The organism is Rhodococcus sp. LMD, assembly GCF_056108245.1.
Map to the genome: position 1 here is coordinate 1510351 of NZ_CM148557.1, position 18968 is coordinate 1529318.

19 protein-coding genes are annotated in these 18968 nt (G+C 70.6%); 15 read left to right on the forward strand and 4 right to left on the reverse strand.

The window, feature by feature from the left end; translation table 11 throughout:
• Positions 1 to 50 precede the first annotated feature (50 nt).
• On the forward strand, positions 51 to 1604 hold the full coding sequence (locus tag ACWPQI_RS07130) for a substrate-binding domain-containing protein (protein ID WP_010592463.1): 1554 nt from the start codon (positions 51 to 53) through the stop codon (positions 1602 to 1604).
• A 22-nt stretch (positions 1605 to 1626) separates the two neighbouring features.
• Here the strand turns inward: ACWPQI_RS07130 and ACWPQI_RS07135 are convergent, their stop codons facing one another.
• Positions 1627 to 3009: an amino acid permease gene (locus ACWPQI_RS07135; protein ID WP_010592462.1), complete on the reverse strand. Its 1383-nt coding sequence runs from the start codon at positions 3007 to 3009 to the stop codon at positions 1627 to 1629.
• Positions 3010 to 3025: 16 nt separating this feature from the next.
• Positions 3026 to 3979 carry a 2,3,4,5-tetrahydropyridine-2,6-dicarboxylate N-succinyltransferase gene (gene dapD / locus ACWPQI_RS07140; protein WP_010592461.1) on the reverse strand — a complete coding sequence of 318 codons (954 nt, stop codon included), beginning with the start codon at positions 3977 to 3979 and terminating at the stop codon, positions 3026 to 3028.
• Between the two features lie 73 nt (positions 3980 to 4052).
• Here dapD and dapE point away from each other — a divergent pair, with 73 nt between their 5' ends.
• From dapE to ACWPQI_RS07190, 10 genes are all read left to right on the forward strand, one after another.
• A complete protein-coding gene (dapE, locus tag ACWPQI_RS07145) occupies positions 4053 to 5129 on the forward strand; it encodes a succinyl-diaminopimelate desuccinylase (protein ID WP_017680204.1) in 1077 nt (358 codons plus the stop codon).
• A 56-nt stretch (positions 5130 to 5185) separates the two neighbouring features.
• Positions 5186 to 5992 carry an LOG family protein gene (locus ACWPQI_RS07150; protein WP_010592459.1) on the forward strand — a complete coding sequence of 269 codons (807 nt, stop codon included), beginning with the start codon at positions 5186 to 5188 and terminating at the stop codon, positions 5990 to 5992.
• Positions 5986 to 6573, forward strand: a complete 588-nt coding sequence (locus tag ACWPQI_RS07155) for an LOG family protein (protein WP_010592458.1) — start codon at positions 5986 to 5988, stop codon at positions 6571 to 6573. The genes ACWPQI_RS07150 and ACWPQI_RS07155 overlap by 7 nt, the downstream gene beginning before the upstream one ends.
• Before the next feature lie 69 nt (positions 6574 to 6642).
• Entirely contained in the window at positions 6643 to 8415 is a 1773-nt protein-coding gene (locus ACWPQI_RS07160; RefSeq protein WP_010592457.1) for a long-chain-acyl-CoA synthetase, read from the forward strand.
• A 119-nt stretch (positions 8416 to 8534) separates the two neighbouring features.
• The gene (gene folP / locus ACWPQI_RS07165; RefSeq protein WP_010592456.1) at positions 8535 to 9416 is read left to right on the forward strand and encodes a dihydropteroate synthase; all 882 of its coding nucleotides are present in this window, start codon (positions 8535 to 8537) and stop codon (positions 9414 to 9416) included.
• Positions 9413 to 10354: a glucosyl-3-phosphoglycerate synthase gene (locus ACWPQI_RS07170; RefSeq protein WP_474738708.1), complete on the forward strand. Its 942-nt coding sequence runs from the start codon at positions 9413 to 9415 to the stop codon at positions 10352 to 10354. Before folP ends, ACWPQI_RS07170 begins: the two co-directional genes overlap by 4 nt.
• Positions 10355 to 10392: 38 nt before the next feature.
• Positions 10393 to 10845: a DivIVA domain-containing protein gene (locus ACWPQI_RS07175; protein WP_010592454.1), complete on the forward strand. Its 453-nt coding sequence runs from the start codon at positions 10393 to 10395 to the stop codon at positions 10843 to 10845.
• Positions 10838 to 11461, forward strand: a complete 624-nt coding sequence (locus ACWPQI_RS07180; RefSeq protein WP_010592453.1) for a DNA-3-methyladenine glycosylase I — start codon at positions 10838 to 10840, stop codon at positions 11459 to 11461. The genes ACWPQI_RS07175 and ACWPQI_RS07180 overlap by 8 nt, the downstream gene beginning before the upstream one ends.
• Before the next feature lie 96 nt (positions 11462 to 11557).
• A complete protein-coding gene (locus ACWPQI_RS07185) occupies positions 11558 to 11725 on the forward strand; it encodes a DUF3117 domain-containing protein (RefSeq protein WP_003936084.1) in 168 nt (55 codons plus the stop codon).
• Positions 11726 to 11836: 111 nt separating this feature from the next.
• Entirely contained in the window at positions 11837 to 12685 is an 849-nt protein-coding gene (locus tag ACWPQI_RS07190) for a putative RNA methyltransferase (protein ID WP_102030844.1), read from the forward strand.
• 48 nt (positions 12686 to 12733) lie between these two features.
• On the opposite strand, the gene glgA is transcribed toward ACWPQI_RS07190, so the two are convergent.
• The gene (gene glgA / locus ACWPQI_RS07195; RefSeq protein WP_072786282.1) at positions 12734 to 13909 is read right to left on the reverse strand and encodes a glycogen synthase; all 1176 of its coding nucleotides are present in this window, start codon (positions 13907 to 13909) and stop codon (positions 12734 to 12736) included.
• An 86-nt stretch (positions 13910 to 13995) separates the two neighbouring features.
• On the opposite strand from glgA, the gene glgC reads away from it, so the two are divergent.
• The gene (gene glgC / locus ACWPQI_RS07200) at positions 13996 to 15210 is read left to right on the forward strand and encodes a glucose-1-phosphate adenylyltransferase (protein WP_003936087.1); all 1215 of its coding nucleotides are present in this window, start codon (positions 13996 to 13998) and stop codon (positions 15208 to 15210) included.
• Positions 15211 to 15257: 47 nt separating this feature from the next.
• On the opposite strand, the gene ACWPQI_RS07205 is transcribed toward glgC, so the two are convergent.
• Complete coding sequence (locus ACWPQI_RS07205; RefSeq protein WP_010592449.1) at positions 15258 to 15887, reverse strand: O-methyltransferase; 630 nt, start codon at positions 15885 to 15887, stop codon at positions 15258 to 15260.
• Positions 15888 to 16139: 252 nt separating this feature from the next.
• Here ACWPQI_RS07205 and sigE point away from each other — a divergent pair, with 252 nt between their 5' ends.
• The 3 genes from sigE (at position 16140) to ACWPQI_RS07220 (ending at position 18927) form a co-directional block, all read left to right on the forward strand.
• The gene (sigE, locus tag ACWPQI_RS07210; RefSeq protein WP_010592448.1) at positions 16140 to 16766 is read left to right on the forward strand and encodes an RNA polymerase sigma factor SigE; all 627 of its coding nucleotides are present in this window, start codon (positions 16140 to 16142) and stop codon (positions 16764 to 16766) included.
• 16 nt (positions 16767 to 16782) lie between these two features.
• The gene (locus ACWPQI_RS07215; protein ID WP_010592447.1) at positions 16783 to 17136 is read left to right on the forward strand and encodes a zf-HC2 domain-containing protein; all 354 of its coding nucleotides are present in this window, start codon (positions 16783 to 16785) and stop codon (positions 17134 to 17136) included.
• A gap of 339 nt (positions 17137 to 17475) precedes the next feature.
• Positions 17476 to 18927, forward strand: a complete 1452-nt coding sequence (locus ACWPQI_RS07220; protein ID WP_040275500.1) for a S1C family serine protease — start codon at positions 17476 to 17478, stop codon at positions 18925 to 18927.
• Positions 18928 to 18968 lie beyond the last annotated feature (41 nt).

Below are 18968 nucleotides of genomic sequence, written 5' to 3' on the forward strand. Positions count from 1 at the left end.
CGCGGACGACACGTGACGGCCGATCGACCCGGGTAGTCGTACTCGTCGGGGTGGCGGTCGTGGCGTTCGCGGCGGCCGGTGTCGGCGTGGTCCGTGCCCTGGCCGGCGGATGCGACACCGTCGAGCAGTACAGCCTCGCCGTCGCCCCGAGCATCGAACCGGCTGTGAGTTCCGTTCTGTCGGGGGGCGCGGACACGCGGTGCTACGAGTTCACGGTCGACGCCGCCGAACCGGGTGACGTCGCCGGGTTGCTCGGCAAGGGAATCGACGCGCCCGACCTGTGGATTCCGGACGCCCGCTGGTGGGCGAGCCGTGCGGCACCGACTGCCGCCGGGCCGGTACAGATGATCGCGGGCGCGGTCGCGAGCACCCCCGCGGTCCTGGTGGGACCGCCCGGGCAGGTTCCGGAGGTGCCCACCTGGCGGGCCGCCCTGGCGATTCCCGATCTGGTGCTGGGCAATCCGCTCCGCACCGGGGTGGCCGCCGCCCCGATCCGGGCGGCCCTGGCGGAGACCCAGGACGACCCCGTCGCGGTCGGCACGGTGCGGACCGCGATGGTGCCGCTGGCTCAGCAGGAGAGCATTCGCACCGAGGAGGCACCCAGCGGTGCGGACCTACTGGCCGCGGCCGGTGCCGACGACGCTGTCGGAATCTCCACCGAGCAGCAGGTGCTGGCGTTCTCGGAGGCGAACGAGTCCGCTCTCGAGAGCCGGGTACCGGCGAACGGCAGCATCCTGCTGGAATACCCGGTGGTGGTGACGTCGCCCGTCCCCGACCGGCACCATCGCGCGACGGACGCCGCGCGGGTGCTGGTCGACGTGCTGGGCACGGAGGACGCCCTCGAGGTGCTGCACGACGAGGGATTCCGCGGACCCGACGGCGAGCCGCTGCCCGAAGGGCGCGGCATCGGGGGTGTGCCGCTGCTGTCGCTGCGGGACGAGGCGATGGCGGAGGAGGCGCTCGGCGCCTGGTCGTTGATGGCACTGCCGATCCGCACGCTCGTCGCGATCGACGTGTCCGGTTCGATGCAGTTCCCGGCCGGTGACGGCACCCGCATGGACCTGACGGTGCGGGCCGCCCTCGCGGGCAATGCGATGTTCCCCGACAGCGTCTCGGCGGGACTGTGGGCCTTCTCGCAGAACCTCGGCGGCGAGGGCCAGGACTACGTCGAGCTGGTGCCGATCCGGCGGTACGACACCGATGTCGACGGGCGCACCCAGCGGGAGGTGATGGCGGCCCAGGCGGAGAAGGTGCCCGGTCTGGTCGGCGGCGGCACCGGCCTGTACGACACGACCCTCGCGGCGTTCCGTGCCGTCCAGCGGAGCTACGACCCGCGCGCGGTCAACAGCGTCATCGTCCTCACCGACGGCGCGAACGAGGACCCCGACAGCATCACCGAGGCGCAGCTCCTCGACATCCTCGCGCGTGAGCAGGATCCGGCGCGGCCGGTGATCGTCGTGACGATCGGCATCACGGAGGACGCGGACGCGCGGACCCTCGCCGAGATCTCCCGGGTGACCAGCGGCTCGAGCTACGTCGCGCGCGACCCCGCGGACATCGCGAACGTCTTCGTCAACGCGCTCGCCGACCGGGGCGAGCGCTGAAGGTCGCCGGCGGGAACCCGGACTACTGCACTCTCGCGCGGGCGCGGCGCTGCCACAGTTGCGACACCGCGGCGATGAACAGGAACAGCACAGCCGTCGAGGCGAGCTGGATCCGGGCGGCGGGATCGAACAACATGAGCACGATGAACGCGCCGAGCATGCCGAGGGTGAGCCAGCTCAGGTAGGGGAACGCCCACATCCGGACGGTGAGGCGGCCCTCCTGTTCCAGGGTCGGCCGCAGCCGCAGGTGGGAGACGACGACGAAGATCCAGATCGCCAGCAGGGCGGAGCCGACCGCGTTGAGCAGGATGCCGAGGATGTCCTCGGGCAGCCACCAGTTCAGCAGGACCGAGACGAATCCGAAGAACACGGACAGCAGCACGGCGTTGCGGGGGACGCCCGTGCGGGAGAGCTTCGCGAGCACGGTCGGACCGTCGCCGCCCCGGGCGAGGGAGTAGGCCATGCGTGAGGTGCCGTAGACGTTGGCGTTGAAGGCCGACAGCAGGGCGATCACCACGACGAGCTCCATGAAACCCGACACGTAGGGGAGGCCGGCGATGTCGAGGACACTGACGAACGGCGAGGTCTCACCGCTCGCGGACGTCCACGGCAGCACCAGCACCATGATCGAGATCGAGCCGAGGTAGAACAGGCTGATACGCCATACGACGGTGCGCACCGCGGTCGCGATGGACCGCTCGGGGTCGCGCGACTCGGCCGCGGCGATGGTGACGATCTCGATGCCGCCGAAGGCGAAGGCGACGGCCAGCAGGCCGGCGGCGATGCCGGCGAGGCCGTTGGGTGCGAATCCGTCGCCGTCGCCGAGCAGGTGGGTCAGCCCCACCGGCTCGGTGTCCGGCAGCAGGCCGAACACCAGCAGCACTCCGATGACGAGGAAGGCGATGATGACCGCGACCTTCAGCGCCGCGAACCAGAACTCGAACTCGCCGAAGTTGGCAACCTTCGCGAGGTTCACCACCGCGAAGAACGTGACGAACACCAGGGCCACGACCCATTGCGGCACACCCGGCAGCCAGCTGCTCACGATCGCCGAGGCGCCGGTGATCTCCACGCCCAGGACCATGATCAGCATGAACCAGTAGAGCCAGCCCATCGTGAACCCGGCCCATTCGCCGATGCCGATGCGGGCGTAGTGGGAGAAGGATCCGCTGGCCGGAAGAGCCGCCCCCATCTCGCCGAGCATGCGCATCACGAAGACGATCATGATGCCGGCGAGGACGTAGGAGACGATCACCGCGGGCCCGGCGGCGGCGATGCCGACGCCGGACCCGAGGAACAGGCCTGCGCCGATCGCGGAACCGAGTCCCATCATCGTCAGGTGCCGGACCTTGAGTCCGTGCTCGAGGTGGTCGGCTTCGGTGAGGGTGTGCTCGGTTTTCGACACGATCGGTTTCTCTGACTCAGTCGTTGGCGTGCAGCGCCGCATTCAGTTCGACGCCGGTGCCCTTGGTGGGGACCACCTCGACGGCGCCGCTGACCGAGTTGCGGCGCAGCATCAGGTTGGAACGGCCGTTGAGGTCCTTGGCCTTGACGACGGTGCCGTCGGGACCGGTGACCTTGGTGCCGGCGGTGACGTACAGGCCGGCCTCGACGATGCAGTCGTCGCCGAGGGAGATGCCCACACCGGCATTGGCGCCGAGCAGGCATCGCTTGCCGATGGAGATGACCTCCTTGCCGCCGCCGGACAGGGTGCCCATGATCGACGCACCCCCACCGATGTCGGAGCCGTCGTCGACGACGACCCCGGCGGAGATGCGGCCCTCGACCATCGAGTTGCCGAGGGTGCCCGCGTTGAAGTTGACGAAGCCCTCGTGCATGACGGTGGTGCCGGAAGCGAGGTGCGCGCCGAGACGGACACGGTCGGCGTCGGCGATGCGCACCCCGGACGGCACGACGTAGTCGACCATGCGGGGGAACTTGTCGACGCCGTACACGGCCACGGGCCCCCGGATACGCAGGCGCGAACGCACCAGTTCGAAGTTGTCCACGGCGCACGGGCCGTAGTTGGTCCACACGACATTGGCGAGCAGGCCGAACACACCGTCGAGGTTGGTGCCGTGCGGCCGGACGAGGCGGTGCGACAGCAGGTGCAGCCGCAGGTAGGCATCGTGGGTGTCGGCCGGCGGCCGGGACAGGTCGGCGATCGTGGTGCGGACCGCGACCTGCTCGACCTCCCGCGCCTCGTCGGGGCCGACGAGCAGCGCGAAGTCGGAGGGAATGTCCGTGCCCTCGAGCCGGGACGTGCCCGTTTCGGTGAATTCGCCGAGCTCGGGGGCCGGGTACCAGGTGTCGAGAACGGTGCCGTCCGCCGCGATGTTGGCGATGCCTACTGCTGATGCTCCCTGTGCACTCACGGTCGAGAAGCGTACGCGAGGCGTCGTCGTTCTCGCGGACGGCCTGGTAAATCGCCCCACGTATTGTTCTTGCATGTCTGCACCGCACCTGGACCTGCATGCCGATCCGATCGAGCTGACCGCTGCCCTGGTGGACATCCCCAGTGTCTCCCGGGACGAGGCGGTGATCGCCGAGTCCGTCGAACAGGCGCTGCGCACCCAGACCACCGGTTTCGAGATCGTCCGCAGTGGTAACGCGGTTCTCGCCCGCACCCGCCTCGGGCGGCCGAGCCGGGTGTTGCTGGCCGGTCACCTCGACACCGTGCCCATCGCGGACAACGTGCCGTCGCGGCGCGCGGGGGAGTTGCTGTACGGGTGCGGCACGGCCGACATGAAGTCGGGCGACGCGGTGTTCCTGCACCTGGCCGCCACGATCGCCGAGCCGGCGCACGATCTGACCCTGGTGTTCTACGACTGCGAGGAGATCGCCGCGGTGCACAACGGTCTCGGCCGCATCGAACGGGACCTGCGCGACTGGCTGGACGCGGACGTGGCGATCCTCGGCGAACCGACGGCCGGCCAGATCGAGGCGGGCTGCCAGGGCACCCTGCGGGTGCGGATCGCGGCGAGCGGGGTGCGGGCGCATTCGGCGCGGTCCTGGCTGGGAGACAACGCGATCCACCGGCTGGCCCCGGTGCTCGGGCGGCTCGCGGCCTACGAACCGCGCTCGGTGGACATCGACGGCTGCGTCTACCGCGAGGGTCTGTCCGCGGTGCGGATCGCCGGCGGTGTCGCCGGCAACGTGGTGCCCGACGCCGCGGACCTCGACGTCAACTTCCGGTTCGCGCCCGACCGCACGGTCGAGCAGGCGCTCGCGCACGTGCGAGAGGTGTTCGACGGTCTCGACGTCACCCTCGAGCTCACCGACAGTTCGCCCGGCGCGCTGCCCGGCCTGGCCCACCCCACCGCGGCGGACCTCGTCGCCGCGGCCGGCGGCCGGTTCCGGGCCAAGTACGGGTGGACGGACGTCGCGCGGTTCGCCGCGCTGGGGATCCCGGCGGTCAACTACGGTCCCGGCGATCCGAACCTCGCGCACACCCGGGACGAGCACGTGCCCGTGGGACAGATCACCGAGGTCGCCGACACACTGCGCAGGTACCTCGCCGGCTGACGCGCACAGCGTCGGATGCGGCAGGCGCGGTGTGCCGCATCCCCTAATCTGAGCGCATGGCGCGCGACACCGACCCCGGATCCCGCGACCGTGCGAGTGCCGACGTGGTGCACCGCGGTCCCGTCCAGCTGCGCCGTGACCGGGCGGCCGAGACCACGACGATGGACCAGCGGCTCCTCGATCGCCGGGGTCCGTCGGACTGGGTGCACACCGATCCGTGGCGGGTGCTGCGCATCCAGAGCGAGTTCGTCGAGGGCTTCGGGGCGCTGGCCGAGGTGCCGCGCGCGGTGGCGGTGTTCGGGTCGGCCCGCACCCCCGTCGACCACCCCGAGTACGTCACCGGACGCGCCCTCGGGGCCGCCTTGGCGGCGGCCGGCTATGCGGTGGTCACCGGTGGGGGGCCGGGGGCGATGGAGGCCGCCAACCGCGGTGCGAGCGAGTCGGGGGGATTCTCGATCGGCCTCGGCATCGAACTGCCGTTCGAGCAGGCCCTCAACGAGTGGGTCGACCTCGGACTGAACTTCCGCTACTTCTTCGCCCGCAAGACGATGTTCGTGAAGTACTCCCAGGCATTCGTCTGTCTGCCCGGCGGATTCGGAACCCTCGACGAGCTGTTCGAGGCGCTCACGCTGGTCCAGACCCGCAAGATCACCCGGTTTCCCATCGTGCTGCTCGGCACGCACTACTGGGCGGGGCTGGTCGAGTGGATCCGGCAGTCGATGATCGGCGAGGGGCGGATCTCGCCGGGCGACCTCGACCTGCTGTATCTGACCGACAGTGTCGAGGAGGCGGTGCAGATCGTGGTCGACGCCCATCGCGGTCAGGACGAGTCGGCGCTGTACGGGGAGGGCGGGTCGTGGTGAGCGGGTTCGATCCGGTCGAGGGCGTCGGCGGCGAGCGCGCGGTCGAGGCGCGGGCGGTGTGCGTCTACTGTGCCTCCGGTCCCGTCGGGGACTCCTACCTCGAGCTGGCGGCGGCGGTGGGGACCGCCATCGGACGACGCGGCTGGCAGCTGGTCTCCGGCGGCGGCAACGTGTCGATGATGGGCGCGCTGGCGGAGGCCACCCGGGCCGCGGGCGGGCACACCGTCGGCGTGATCCCCAAGGCGCTGGTGCACCGTGAGGTCGCCGACGTCGACGCCGACGAGCTGATCGTCACCGACACGATGCGCCAGCGGAAGCAGGTGATGGAGGAGCGGGCCGACGCGTTCGTCGCGCTGCCCGGCGGGATCGGCACCCTCGAGGAACTGTTCGAGACGTGGACGGCCGGCTACCTGGGCATGCACACCAAGCCGGTGGTGCTGCTCGATCCGGTGGGGCACTACCGGGGACTGCTGGACTGGCTCGAGTCGATGGTGCCGACCGGCTTCGTCAATCGTCGCGCCCTCGACGACCTGCAGCTCACCGAGGACGTCGAGGACGCGCTCGACCGGTGCGCCGGGTGAGGGGCTTCCGCAACGCGCCGCGGTTGCTTACTCTGCAGTAAGTTGTTGTCCACCGCCACGAAGGATGCCATGCCCGAGTCCGGTTCGACCATCTCCCTGGTGGGTCTCGCCACCCAGCTTCCGCGAATGCTGCCCGACGTACCGAGCCTGCTGCGCGGCGCGGCGGGCCTGACCCGGCGTCCGGAGGCGCGCGAGTCGATCGGGTCGGTGTTCCAACGCCTGGCCGAGCGGAACCCGGACCGGCCGTTCCTGCGCTTCGAGGGCGACGCCCTCAGCTACGGCGACGCCAATGCGCAGGTCAACCGCTACGCGGCCGTCCTCACCGCGCAGGGTGTGCGCACTGGCGACGTCGTCGCCGTGTTGATGAAGAACCGCCCGGAGGCGTTGCTCGTCGCGCTCGCCACGGTCAAGCTCGGTGCCGCGGCCGGCATGCTCAATCACCATCAGCGCGGGGAGGTCCTCGCGCACAGCCTCGACCTGCTCGACAGCCGGGTCCTCGTGGTCGGCGAGGAGTGCGAGGAGGCCCTGGAATCCCTCGACGGGCCGCCACCGGCCGGAAAGGTGCTGCGCGTCGGCGAACTCGACGACCTCGCCGTCGCCGCCGACTCCGCGAACCCCGCCGTCACCGAGCGCCTGCAGGCGAAGGAGACCGCCTTCTTCATCTTCACCTCGGGCACCACGGGCATGCCCAAGGCCAGCCGGATGACCCACTACCGCTGGCTGAAGTCCATGTCCGGCCTGGGCAGCCTCGGTGTCCGGCTGCGCCGCGACGACACCCTGTACTGCTGCCTGCCGCTGTACCACAACAACGCGCTCACCGTGTCGCTGTCGTCGGTGCTCGCAGCCGGGGCCACGTTCGCGCTCGGCCGCAAGTTCTCCGCCACCGGCTTCTGGGCCGACGCGAAACGCAACGACGCGACGGCGTTCGTCTACATCGGCGAGATCTGTCGCTACCTGCTGAACCAGCCGCCGTCGCCCGACGACCGCGATCACGGCATCCGGTTGATGGTCGGCAACGGACTGCGCGCCGAGATCTGGACCGAGTTCACCGAGCGGTTCGGCATCGCCCGCGTCGCCGAGTTCTACGGTGCGAGCGAGTGCAACATCGCGTTCGTCAACGCCCTGAACCAGCCGCGCACCGCGGGAATCTGCCCACTGCCGTATGCCGTGGTCGACTACGACCACGAGACCGGCAAGGCGCTGCGGGGACCGGACGGCCGGCTGCGCCGGGTCGGGCGCGGCGAGGTGGGCCTGCTGCTGGCGAAGGTCACCGACCGCGCCCCGTTCGACGGTTACACCGATCCGGACGCGAGCGAGTCCAAGCTGGTCCGCGACGGCTTCGAGGACGGCGACACCTGGTTCGACACCGGCGATCTCGTCCGCAGTCAGGGCTTCATGCACGTCGCGTTCGTCGACCGTCTCGGTGACACCTTCCGGTGGAAGGGCGAGAACGTCGCCACCACGGAGGTCGAGGCGGCCGTGTCGGCGAGCGAGTCGATCTCGCAGGCGGTGGTCTACGGGGTCGAGATCCCCGGCACCGACGGCCGGGCCGGGATGGCCGCGGTCACGCTCCACGAGGGCGCCGAGTTCGACGGGGCCGCGGTCGCGGCGCAGCTGTACCGGGCGCTGCCGTCGTACGCGGTGCCGCTGTTCGTCCGGATCGTCGACGAACTCGAGCACACCTCGACGTTCAAGAGCCGCAAGGTGGACCTGCGCAAGCAGGGCTACACCGACACCGGTGAGGATCCGGTGTACGTGCTCACCGGACCGGACGAGGGCTACCGGCCCGCATACGACGGCTACGTCGAGTCCGTCGCCGGTGGCGAGCTGCCGGCGGGCTGAGTTCCGTCGCCGCACCTGCGATTCGCGCGGGCGTCCGGAATCCGCCCACGCCGTGCGGAGGGCGGATTCCGGTTCACCGCTCGGATTCGGCCGCCCGGCGTGCATGCCAGGATGGATCCATGACCGCTTCCGTCACCGTCTCGCCGACCCTCTGCGGCCGCCCGGTCGCCACCGACCGGGCCCTGGTGATGGCAATCGTCAACCGCACCCCGGACTCCTTCTACGACCGGGGTGCGACCTTCACCGACGAGGCCGCGATGGCCGCCGTGGACCGGGCCGTGGCCGAGGGTGCGGACCTCGTCGACATCGGCGGCGTGAAGGCCGGCCCCGGTGAGGTGGTCGACGCAGCAGAGGAGACGCGACGGGTGGTGCCGTTCGTCGCGGCGATCCGGGCCCGGCACCCCCGGCTGCTCGTCAGCGTCGACACCTGGCGCAGCGACGTCGCGCGACGCGCGCTCGCCGAGGGCGCGGATCTGATCAACGACACGTGGGCGGGTGCCGACCCGGAACTGGTGTCCGTCGCCGCCGAACTCGGCGCGGGCATCGTCTGCTCGCACACCGGGGGTGCGGTCCCGCGCACCCGGCCGCACCGCGTGCGCTACACCGACGTCGTCGCCGAGGTGACCCGGGAGATCGTCGCCGCGGCCGAGCGGGCCGCGAAGGCCGGAGTGCCCGGCGACTCCATCCTCATCGATCCGACGCACGATTTCGGCAAGAACACCTTCCACGGCCTCGAGTTGTTGCGGCACGTGGACGTTCTCGTAAATACCGGGTGGCCGGTGCTCATGGCGCTGAGCAACAAGGACTTCATCGGGGAGACTCTGGGGGTGGAACTCGCCGACCGGTTGGAGGGCACATTGGCAGCGACAGCACTTGCGGCCGCAGCAGGCGCGCGGATGTTCCGGGTGCACGAGGTGGCGGCGACCCGGCGCGTGGTGGACATGGTGGCGGCCGTCGCCGGAACCCGGCCCCCGGCGCGCACCGTCAGGGGGCTGGCATGAGTACGGCGGTGACAGGGCCGTCGGCCGGGGCGTTCACCCGGCCCTGGGCCGAGGCGAACAGCTGGGACGAGCCCGGCTGGAGCATTTCCGAACTGGAACGCGCCAAACGCGGCCGGACCGTATCGGTGGTGCTGCCGGCGCTCGACGAGGAGGCGACCGTCGCGGGGGTGGTGGACACCATCCATCCGCTCCTCGGCGGGTTGGTGGACGAGCTGATCGTTCTGGACTCGGGGTCCACCGACCGCACGGCGGAGCGAGCCCGCAGTGCCGGTGCGCGGGTGCTCTCGCGGGAGGAGGCGGTCCCGGGCCTCGCCCCGGCGCCCGGCAAGGGCGAGGTGCTGTGGCGGTCCGTCGCGGCCACCACCGGTGACCTCATCGCGTTCGTCGATTCGGATCTGCTCGAGCCCGACCCGGCGTTCGTCCCGAAGCTGCTCGGGCCACTGCTCACCGGCGACGGCATCCACCTGGTCAAGGGCTATTACCGTCGCCCGCTCCGGGTCAGCGGCGCCGAGGAGGCCAACGGCGGCGGACGGGTCACCGAACTGGTGGCGCGGCCCCTGCTCGCGGCGCTGCGACCGGAGCTGACATGCGTGCTGCAGCCCCTGGGCGGTGAGTACGCCGGGACCCGGGAACTGCTGTCGGCGGTGCCGTTCGCGCCCGGGTACGGCGTCGAGATCGGGCTGCTGCTCGACACCTACGACCGGCTCGGCATCGACGCGATCGCCCAGGTCAACCTCGGTGTGCGCAAGCATCGGAACCGGCCGCTGGGGGAGCTGGGGGTGATGAGCCGGCAGATCGTCGGCACCATGCTGGCCCGTTGCGGGATCCCCGACTCGGGAGCGGGCCTGACCCAGTTCCTGGTGGACGGCGACGGGTTCGTCCCCGTCACCACGGAGGTCAGCCTGGTGGACCGGCCCCCGGTCGTCACCGTCACCTGACACCCCGTCGTGTCGGGGGGCCGTGCCAAGATCGGTACATGCTGACGGTTCTGCTCTACCTGCTCGTCGTGGTGGTCGTCGGCGCGGTGCTGTTCCTCGTGGCGAGCGCGGTGTTCGGTCGGGGGGAGACCCTGGCGCCGATCCCGCCGGGCGCCACGGCGACGGCGCTTCCGGTCACCGACGTGACCGGCGCGGACGTCCGCGAGCTGCGTTTCCAGCAGGTGCTGCGGGGCTACAAGACCGCCGAGGTGGACTGGGCGCTCGACCGGCTCGCGCACGAGATCGACGATCTGCGGGCCCGGCTCGCCGAGTACGAGAACACCGGATACGACAACACCGAGTTCGAGAACACCGAGTACGAGAACACCGAATACGACAACACCGGTGGGGTCACTCCGGGCGGCGACGAGGCGGACAGCGGCCGGACCGGGGCATCCGTCGCGGCGGAGGCCGCGCCGGACCGTCGGACAGGGGGGAGTGACGATGGGTGAGGATCGGGTGCGGTGCCCGTGGGCGGTGGATCCGCCGGGGTCCACGCTGTACCGGGACTACCACGACGAGGAGTGGGGCCGCGAGTTGCACGGGCGCGACGAGTTGTTCGAGCGCCTGGCCCTCGAGGCGTTCCAGTCGGGGTTGTCGTGGCTGACGATCCTGCGGAAGCGGGAGGCATTCCGATCGGCGTTCGCGGGTTTCGACGTCGACGTGGTCGCCGGCTACACCGCCGCGGACGTCGACCGCCTGCTCGGCGACGCCGGCATCGTCCGGAACCGGCGCAAGATCGAGGCGGTGATCGGCAACGCCCGGGCGGTGCTCGACCTGCGGGAGACGGACCTCGACACGTTGCTGTGGTCGTTCGCGCCGGCGCGGCGCGCCCGGCGTCTCCGCTCGGTGGCGGAGGTACCGGCGGTGACCCCGGAGTCCACGGCGATGGCCCGGGAACTGAAGCGGCGCGGCTTCGCGTTCGTCGGTCCTACCACGGCGTATGCGCTCATGCAGGCCACCGGGATGGTCGACGACCATCTCGCCGAGTGCTGGGTCGATACGGACGTTCGATCAGGTTCCGGCGACATTAGGGCGGAGTCAGCTACCCGGCGGTCGGCCGGATAGGGAAGAATGATGTCGCGAGCCTCGTCGATTTCCGGCGAGGCCCCCACGGTAACCCACGCGCGCAAGAGTCGAGCGCAGATTTGGAGGGAGCAGAGGATGGCGGCCATGAAGCCCCGGACCGGGGACGGTCCCCTCGAAGCAACCAAAGAGGGACGAGGAATCGTCATGAGGGTTCCACTCGAGGGTGGCGGACGTCTGGTCGTCGAACTCACGCCGGAGGAAGCTGCAGCGCTCGGCGAAGAGCTCAAGGGCGTCACCAGCTAGGTGTCGGCAGCCGGCGACGATTCGCCGGTTCCCCGGGCCCCGCGCGCCACGGTGCGCGGGGCCCGTTGCTGTTCGTACTCCGGTGCTCTGTGTTTCTCGGAAGGACTGCCCGTGCTCGATGCGGTGACCGACCTGCTCGCCTGCCCCCAGTGCGAGCGTGGGCTCGACCTCGACGAGGGCGTCCTGCTGTGCGAGGCCGGGCACAGCTTCGACGTCGCGCGACAGGGCTATGTCAGCCTCCTGACCGGGGCCGCGACGCGGTTCACCGGCGACACCGCCGAGATGATCGCCGCGCGCGCGGACTTCCTCGACGCCGGACACTTCGATCCGCTGCTCGGCGCCGTCGCCCGGGCCTGTGCCGAGCACCCCGCCGGCGACGACGGTGCCCGCGTTCTCGAAGTGGGTGCGGGCACCGGAGGATACCTCGCAGCGGTGCTCGACGCGCTGCCGGACAGCCGCGGCGTCGGGCTCGACGTGTCCAAACCCGCGGTCCGGCGCATCGCCCGCAGCCACCCCCGCGTCGGGGCCGTGCTTGCCGACGTGTGGCGGCAACTACCGATCCGCAGCGGCGTCCTCACCCACGTGCTGTCCGTCTTCGCGCCCCGCAACGCCGCCGAGACGCATCGCGTTCTCGCCCCCGGCGGTGTGCTCGTCGTCGCGGCTCCCACCCCGGCGCACCTGCGCGAACTGGTGACGCTGCCGGGGATGGTCCAGGTGGACGAACGCAAGACCGAGCGGCTCGGGGCGGCGTTGTCCGGCGGGTTCGAGCGGGTCGACCGCGCCGACGTGCAGTTCACCCTGGAACTCGACCGTCCGGCACTGGGCCGGCTGGCCGGGATGGGACCGTCGGGGCACCACCTGACCGGCGAACGGCTGGCCGAACTGGTCGGGGGATTGCCGGAGCCGTTCCCGGTGACGGCCTCGGTGACCGTCACCGTGTGGGCACGGCGGTCGGACTGATCCGGCCCTCCGTCCCGCGCTCAGTGCCGCGTGGCGGCGACCTCCTGCTCAGTGCCGCGTGGCGGCGACCTCCTGGTAGACCGCGAGTGTCTGCCGCGCAATCTGTGCCCAGGAGAACTCCGCGATGGCCCGCGCCCGCCCGGCCCGGCCCATCTCGGCAGCGAGCACTGCGTCCCCGGCAACCTCGTCGATCGCCGCCGCCAGCGCCTGCTCGTACGCTCGCGGCTCGTAGGAGTTGTAGTGCACCAGCCGGCCGGTGACCCCGTCCTCGACGACCTCGGGGATGCCCCCGACGTCCGATGCGACGACCGCGGTCTCGCAGGCCATCGCCTCGAGATTGACGATTCCCAGCGGTTCGTACACCGAAGGGCATACGAAAACTCTTGCGGCCGAGAGGATTTCGCGGACGGACTCGGTGGGCAGCATTTCCCGGACCCAGAAGACGTTGCCGCGCCGGCGTTCGAGTTCGGCCACGGCCTGCTCGGTTTCGGCGGCGATCTCCGGGGTGTCCGGGGCCCCGGCGCACAGCACCAGCTGGATCCCGGGATCGACGTCGTGGGCGGCGGCGATCAGGTGCCCGACACCCTTCTGGCGCGTGATGCGCCCGACGAACGCGACGATCGGCCGATCGGGGTCGACGCCGATCTTCTCCAGCGCGGACGGCTCTCCCGGTTCGGCCGGGCCCGGATGCCACACGCCGGTGTCGATGCCGTTGCGCACGACATGCACGCGCGCCGGGTCGACGAACGGATACGCGTCCAGCACGTCGAGTCGCATCCCGGCACTGACCGCGACGACCGCGTCCGCGTGCTCGACCGCGTTGCGTTCGGACCACGACGAGATGCGGTAGCCCCCGCCCAGCTGCTCGGCCTTCCACGGTCTGCGCGGTTCGAGCGAATGGGCCGTCAGCACGTGCGGCACGTCGTACAGCTCGGCGGCGAGGTGCCCCGCCAGGCCGGTGTACCAGGTGTGCGAGTGGACGACGTCGGCGCTGCCGGCGGCGTGCGCCATCCGCAGCTCGGCCGACAGCGTCGTCAGCGCCGGGTTGGCGCCTGCCAGGGCGGGATCGGGGCCGTGGACGAAGACGCCCTCCCGGGGCGCTCCCATGCAGTGCACGTCGACTTCGCACAGCCGGCGCAACTGCGCAACCAGTTCGGTGACGTGCACGCCGGCACCACCGTAGACCTCCGGCGGGTACTCCCGCGTCATCATTGCCACCCGCACCGGATCAAACTATCCGGCGCGTGACGTTCCGGCCACCGATGGGCTCTTCGCTGGCGGTGGCGGGGGGTGGCGGATAGGTTGACTGTGTGAGGAGCCAGCCCCATGTGCTTGGAATCGTGCTCGCCGGCGGCGAGGGCAAACGCCTGTATCCGCTGACGGCGGACCGCGCGAAACCGGCGGTACCGTTCGGCGGTGCCTACCGACTGATCGACTTCGTGCTCAGCAACCTGGTCAACGCCGGGTTCCTGCGGATCTGCGTGCTGACGCAGTACAAGTCGCACTCGCTGGACCGGCACATCTCCCAGACCTGGCGGCTGTCGGGTTTCACCGGCGAGTACATCACCCCGGTACCGGCGCAGCAGCGGCTCGGCCCGCGCTGGTACACCGGCAGCGCCGACGCCATCCTCCAGTCGCTCAACCTCGTCTACGACGAGGATCCGGAGTACATCGTGGTGTTCGGCGCCGACCACGTCTACCGGATGGACCCGGAGCAGATGGTGCGCCAGCACATCGAGTCCGGCGCAGGGGTGACCGTCGCCGGTATCCGGGTGCCGCGCAGCGAGGCGTTCGCGTTCGGCTGCATCGACAGCGACGAGCAGGGGCGCATCACCCAGTTCCTGGAGAAGCCCGCCCACCCGCCCGGCACCCCGGACGATCCCAACGTCACCTTCGCCTCGATGGGCAACTACGTCTTCACCACCAAGGTGCTGGTCGAGGCGTTGCGGGCGGACTCGGAGAACCCGGACTCCGACCACGACATGGGCGGCGACATCATCCCCGCCCTCGTCGCCCAGGGCGCCGCCCACGTCTACGACTTCAACGACAACGTCGTGCCCGGCGCCACCGAACGCGACCGTGGATACTGGCGCGACGTGGGTACCCTCGACGCGTTCTACGACGCGCACATGGACCTGGTGTCGGTGCATCCGATCTTCAACCTCTACAACCGGCGCTGGCCCATCCGCGGCGCCTCCGAGATGTGGCCGCCGGCGAAGTTCGTCCAGGGTGGTCTCGCGCAGGAGTCGATCGTCGGATCGGGCAGCATCCTGTCCGCCGCCACCGTCCGCAACTCGGTGCTCAGTTCCAATGTCATGATCGAGGACGGCGCCACCGTGGAGGGCAGTGTCCTGATGCCGGGGGTGCGCATCGGCAAGGGCGCGGTCGTGCGGCGTGCGATCCTCGACAAGAACGTCGTCGTCGGCGACGGCGAGATCATCGGCGTCGACCTCGAACGCGACCGGCAACGCTTCGCCGTGAGCAGCGGCGGCGTCGTCGCCATCGGTAAGGGCGTGTGGATCTGACCGTGTGAATCCGACCGTGTGAATCCGACCGGGGCCCGCGCCGGGGCTCAGAGTTTGGCGGCGCAGAGCAGCCCGTCGCCCACCGGCAGCAACACCGGGGCGAGACGCTCGTCGGTCACCACCGCCCGGGTGGCCTCCCGGACGGCCAGGACGACGGAGTCGCGTTCGGCCGGATCGGCCACCCGGCCGCAGAGCAGCGCATGGTGCAGCACGATGGCCCCGCCCGGACGCAGCAGCCGGACCCCTTCCCGGACGTAGTGCGGGTGATCGGCGGGGGTGGCGTCGACGAACACCAGGTCGTACGCGGAGTCGGCCAGCCGGGGCAGCACGTCCAGCGCGCGCCCGTTGATCAGGCGGGTGCGCGAGGCCGTGACCCCGGCCTCCCGGAACGCGGTCTTGGCGGCGCGCTGATGTTCGGGCTCGCTGTCGATGGTGGTCAGGACACCGTCCTCGCGCAGGCCCCGCAGCAACCACAGCCCGCTGACGCCGGCACCGGTGCCCACCTCGACGACCGTCCGGGCGTCGAGCATGCGGGTGAACATCGCGAGAGCCGCACCCACCGCTGCCGGGATCGGCTCGGCCCCGAGATCGAGGGCACGCTCGCGCGCCGTGGCGAGGTTGTCGTCCTCTGTGACGTTCTCGACGTGAGCCAGTATCCGTTCGGCATTCGTGTGCACCCCAGTGAGGTTATCGTCGCCGGGGTCCGGTCGCAGGCAGGCGCGCACGGCGACAGGATTCTCAGGCGATGCTCAGGTTGCTCATATCGGCACCACATCACCGTGCGTGAAGGTGTAGGTACCACAACAGACCGCACCGACAGGCGCTCGCGGGCCCGGGAACAAACCCGGCGTACACGGTGTTGGACCACGACACCCGACATCCGACACTCGCGATCACGCGGTCCCGAAGAGGAGGATCCAGCGATCCACATGGCCGATTCCCCCCAGCTCCCCAGCCCCGACGTCGAGCCCACGGCCGACGTCGAGCTCACCGGCACGGCAGTGTTCGACGCCACCGGTGACCGTGCGGTGATGCCGTCGTGGGACGAGCTGGTGCGCGAGCACGGCGACCGGGTGTACCGGCTCGCCTACCGCTTGTCCGGGAACGCGCAGGACGCCGAGGATCTCACCCAGGACACCTTCATCCGGGTCTTCCGCTCGTTGCAGAACTACCAGCCGGGCACCTTCGAGGGCTGGCTGCACCGCATCACCACGAACCTTTTCCTCGACATGGTCCGGCGCCGCAACCGCATCCGCATGGAGGCGCTGCCCGAGGACTACGACCGCGTGCCCTCCGCGGGCCCCGATCCCGAGCAGATCTACCACGACGCCCGGCTCGGCGCCGACCTGCAGTCCGCGCTGGACTCGCTGGCGCCGGACTATCGTGCTGCTGTGGTCCTGTGTGACATCGAAGGTCTGTCCTACGAGGAAATCGGTGCCACACTGGGAGTCAAGCTCGGCACGGTGCGCAGCCGCATCCATCGCGGACGGCAGGCGCTGCGTGAGCACCTGCGCGAGCATGGGAAGGTCGAAGTCGGTCGAGTCGATGCGGGGTAGCCGCCAGGAGGGTTTCATGACGAGGGCACACCCGACCCGCCGGTTCGGTTCCACGGAGCACCTGGCGAGTGAGGCTGTGGCAGCGTACGTGGACGGCGAACTGCGGATGAATGCGTATCTCCGCGCGGCCGAGCATCTGGCCGTGTGCCCGGAGTGCGCCGCGGAGGTCGAGGCACAGCAGCAGGCCCGTCGCGCGTTGCGCGACGCCGCCCGGATGGCTCCGCCCCCGATGTCGAGTACTCTCCTGGGCGCTCTCGCCGACATCCCGCAGCATCATCGGAACCTGCCCGCGTCCGGTTTCCAGGGCATGCCGGCGACCGACCGGTTCGGGTCGGCCGCGCGACGCTGGCCGATCCGCTGGCGCCGTTGACGGTGCCCGAACCCGTGTGCGGTGATCAGTCCGGGACGTCCGGTGGCAGTGCCGTCGGTGATACGAGTCGCTGGTGATACGGGTGGCTTCGGTGACGGCGGGCCCATCGGTGATACTGGGTCCATCGGTGATACTGGGTCCATCGGTGATACTGGGTCCATCGGTGATACTGGGTCCATCGGTGATACTGGGTCCATCGGTGATACTGGGCACCGTGACTGACGGACACGGGGGAGACGGGCACGCGTGACAGCGGAATCAGTAGAGTCCGAGCGTCGGGCCGGGGAGTCCGAGCGTCGGGCCGGCTCTCCGGAGACGGACGGTGCCGCCGCGCCTGAGGTGTCCTGCCGTGCCGATGCGCCCCGTCTGCAGCCCCGCCCGGTCTACCGCCCGGCCGTCGACGATGCCGCCAACCGCGTCTTCGGCCGTCCGGCCGGCACGACCGGCCCGTTCGGGCGGTCCGCCGAGGAACGCGCCGCCGAGCCGCCGGTCCGTCACGGTGCGCCCACCGATCCGGTGCTGGCCGAGGCGTTCGGCCGACCCGCGGACACCTCCGAGATCCTGCAACGGCCCCCCGTCGACCCGGACGCCGAGGCCGATGCGGACGGTCCCGAGCCGGACCCGTGGCGAGACCCCGCCACGAACGTGCGCCTGGGCGCGCCCGCACAGTCCCACGACGAGCAGCCGCTGCCGCCCGCCCCGAAGCTCACGCTGCGGGAGGTCCTCTTCGGCGGCCGGATCGAGACCCGCGCCCTCGCCACGCTCGCCGCGGTCGCGCTGACCATCGGCATGGTCGGCGGCCTCGTCGTCGCGCTCGTCACGTCCGACACCGGATCCCTCACCAGCCGTAGCGTGACGCTGGCCCAGGTGGATCAGGACGGCGACCTGCCGTCCGGGCAGGTGGCCCGCGTCGCCGATGCGGTGCTGCCCGCGGTGGTCTCGATCCAGGTGACCCTCGGCGAGGAGGCCGGTACCGGGTCCGGTGTCGTCATCGACGGCGCCGGATACATCGTCACCAACAACCACGTCGTCTCGATGGCCGCCACGGCACCGGACGCCAAGATCCAGGTCACGTTCAACGACGGCACGAAGGTGCCTGCCGAGATCGTCGGCCGGGACATCAAGACCGATCTGGCGGTGCTCTCGGTCGACGCGGACAACCTCACGGTCGCCGAACTCGGCCGTTCGGAGGACGTGCAGGTGGGGGAGGACGTGATCGCCGTCGGTTCCCCGCTCGGACTGAGCAAGACCGTCACCCGCGGCATCGTCAGCGCACTCAACCGCCCGATGCGCCTGGGCGGGCAGGGCACCGACACCGATGCCGTGATCGACGCCGTGCAGACGGACGCCTCCATCAACCCCGGCAACTCCGGCGGCCCGCTCGTCGATGCCGAGGGCCGCGTCATCGGCATCAACTCGGCCATCAAGACCGAGACGGGTGGTTCCGTCGGTCTCGGGTTTGCCATCCCGATCGACGACGTCACCGCCGTCGCCCAGGAACTGATCCGCACCGGCGAGATGCGCCACCCGGAGATCGGCGTCAACACCCGTAGCGTGGCCAACGACGTCGCCAGCGGCGCCGAGGTCGCCAACGTGCAGCAGGGCAGCCCTGCGCAGCAGGCGGGCATCGTCGAGGGCGACGTCATCGTCAAGGTCGGGGACCGCGAGGTGACCAGCGCGGACGAACTGGTCGTCGCCGTGCATGCCCAGGAGATCGGCAAGCCGGTCACGGTGCAGCTGGTACGTGCGGGACGCCTGGTCGACGTGCAGGTGACCCCGATGTCCGACTGACCGTCCGCTGCCGCTTCGCTGGGAATCCGCTGTGACCTGGG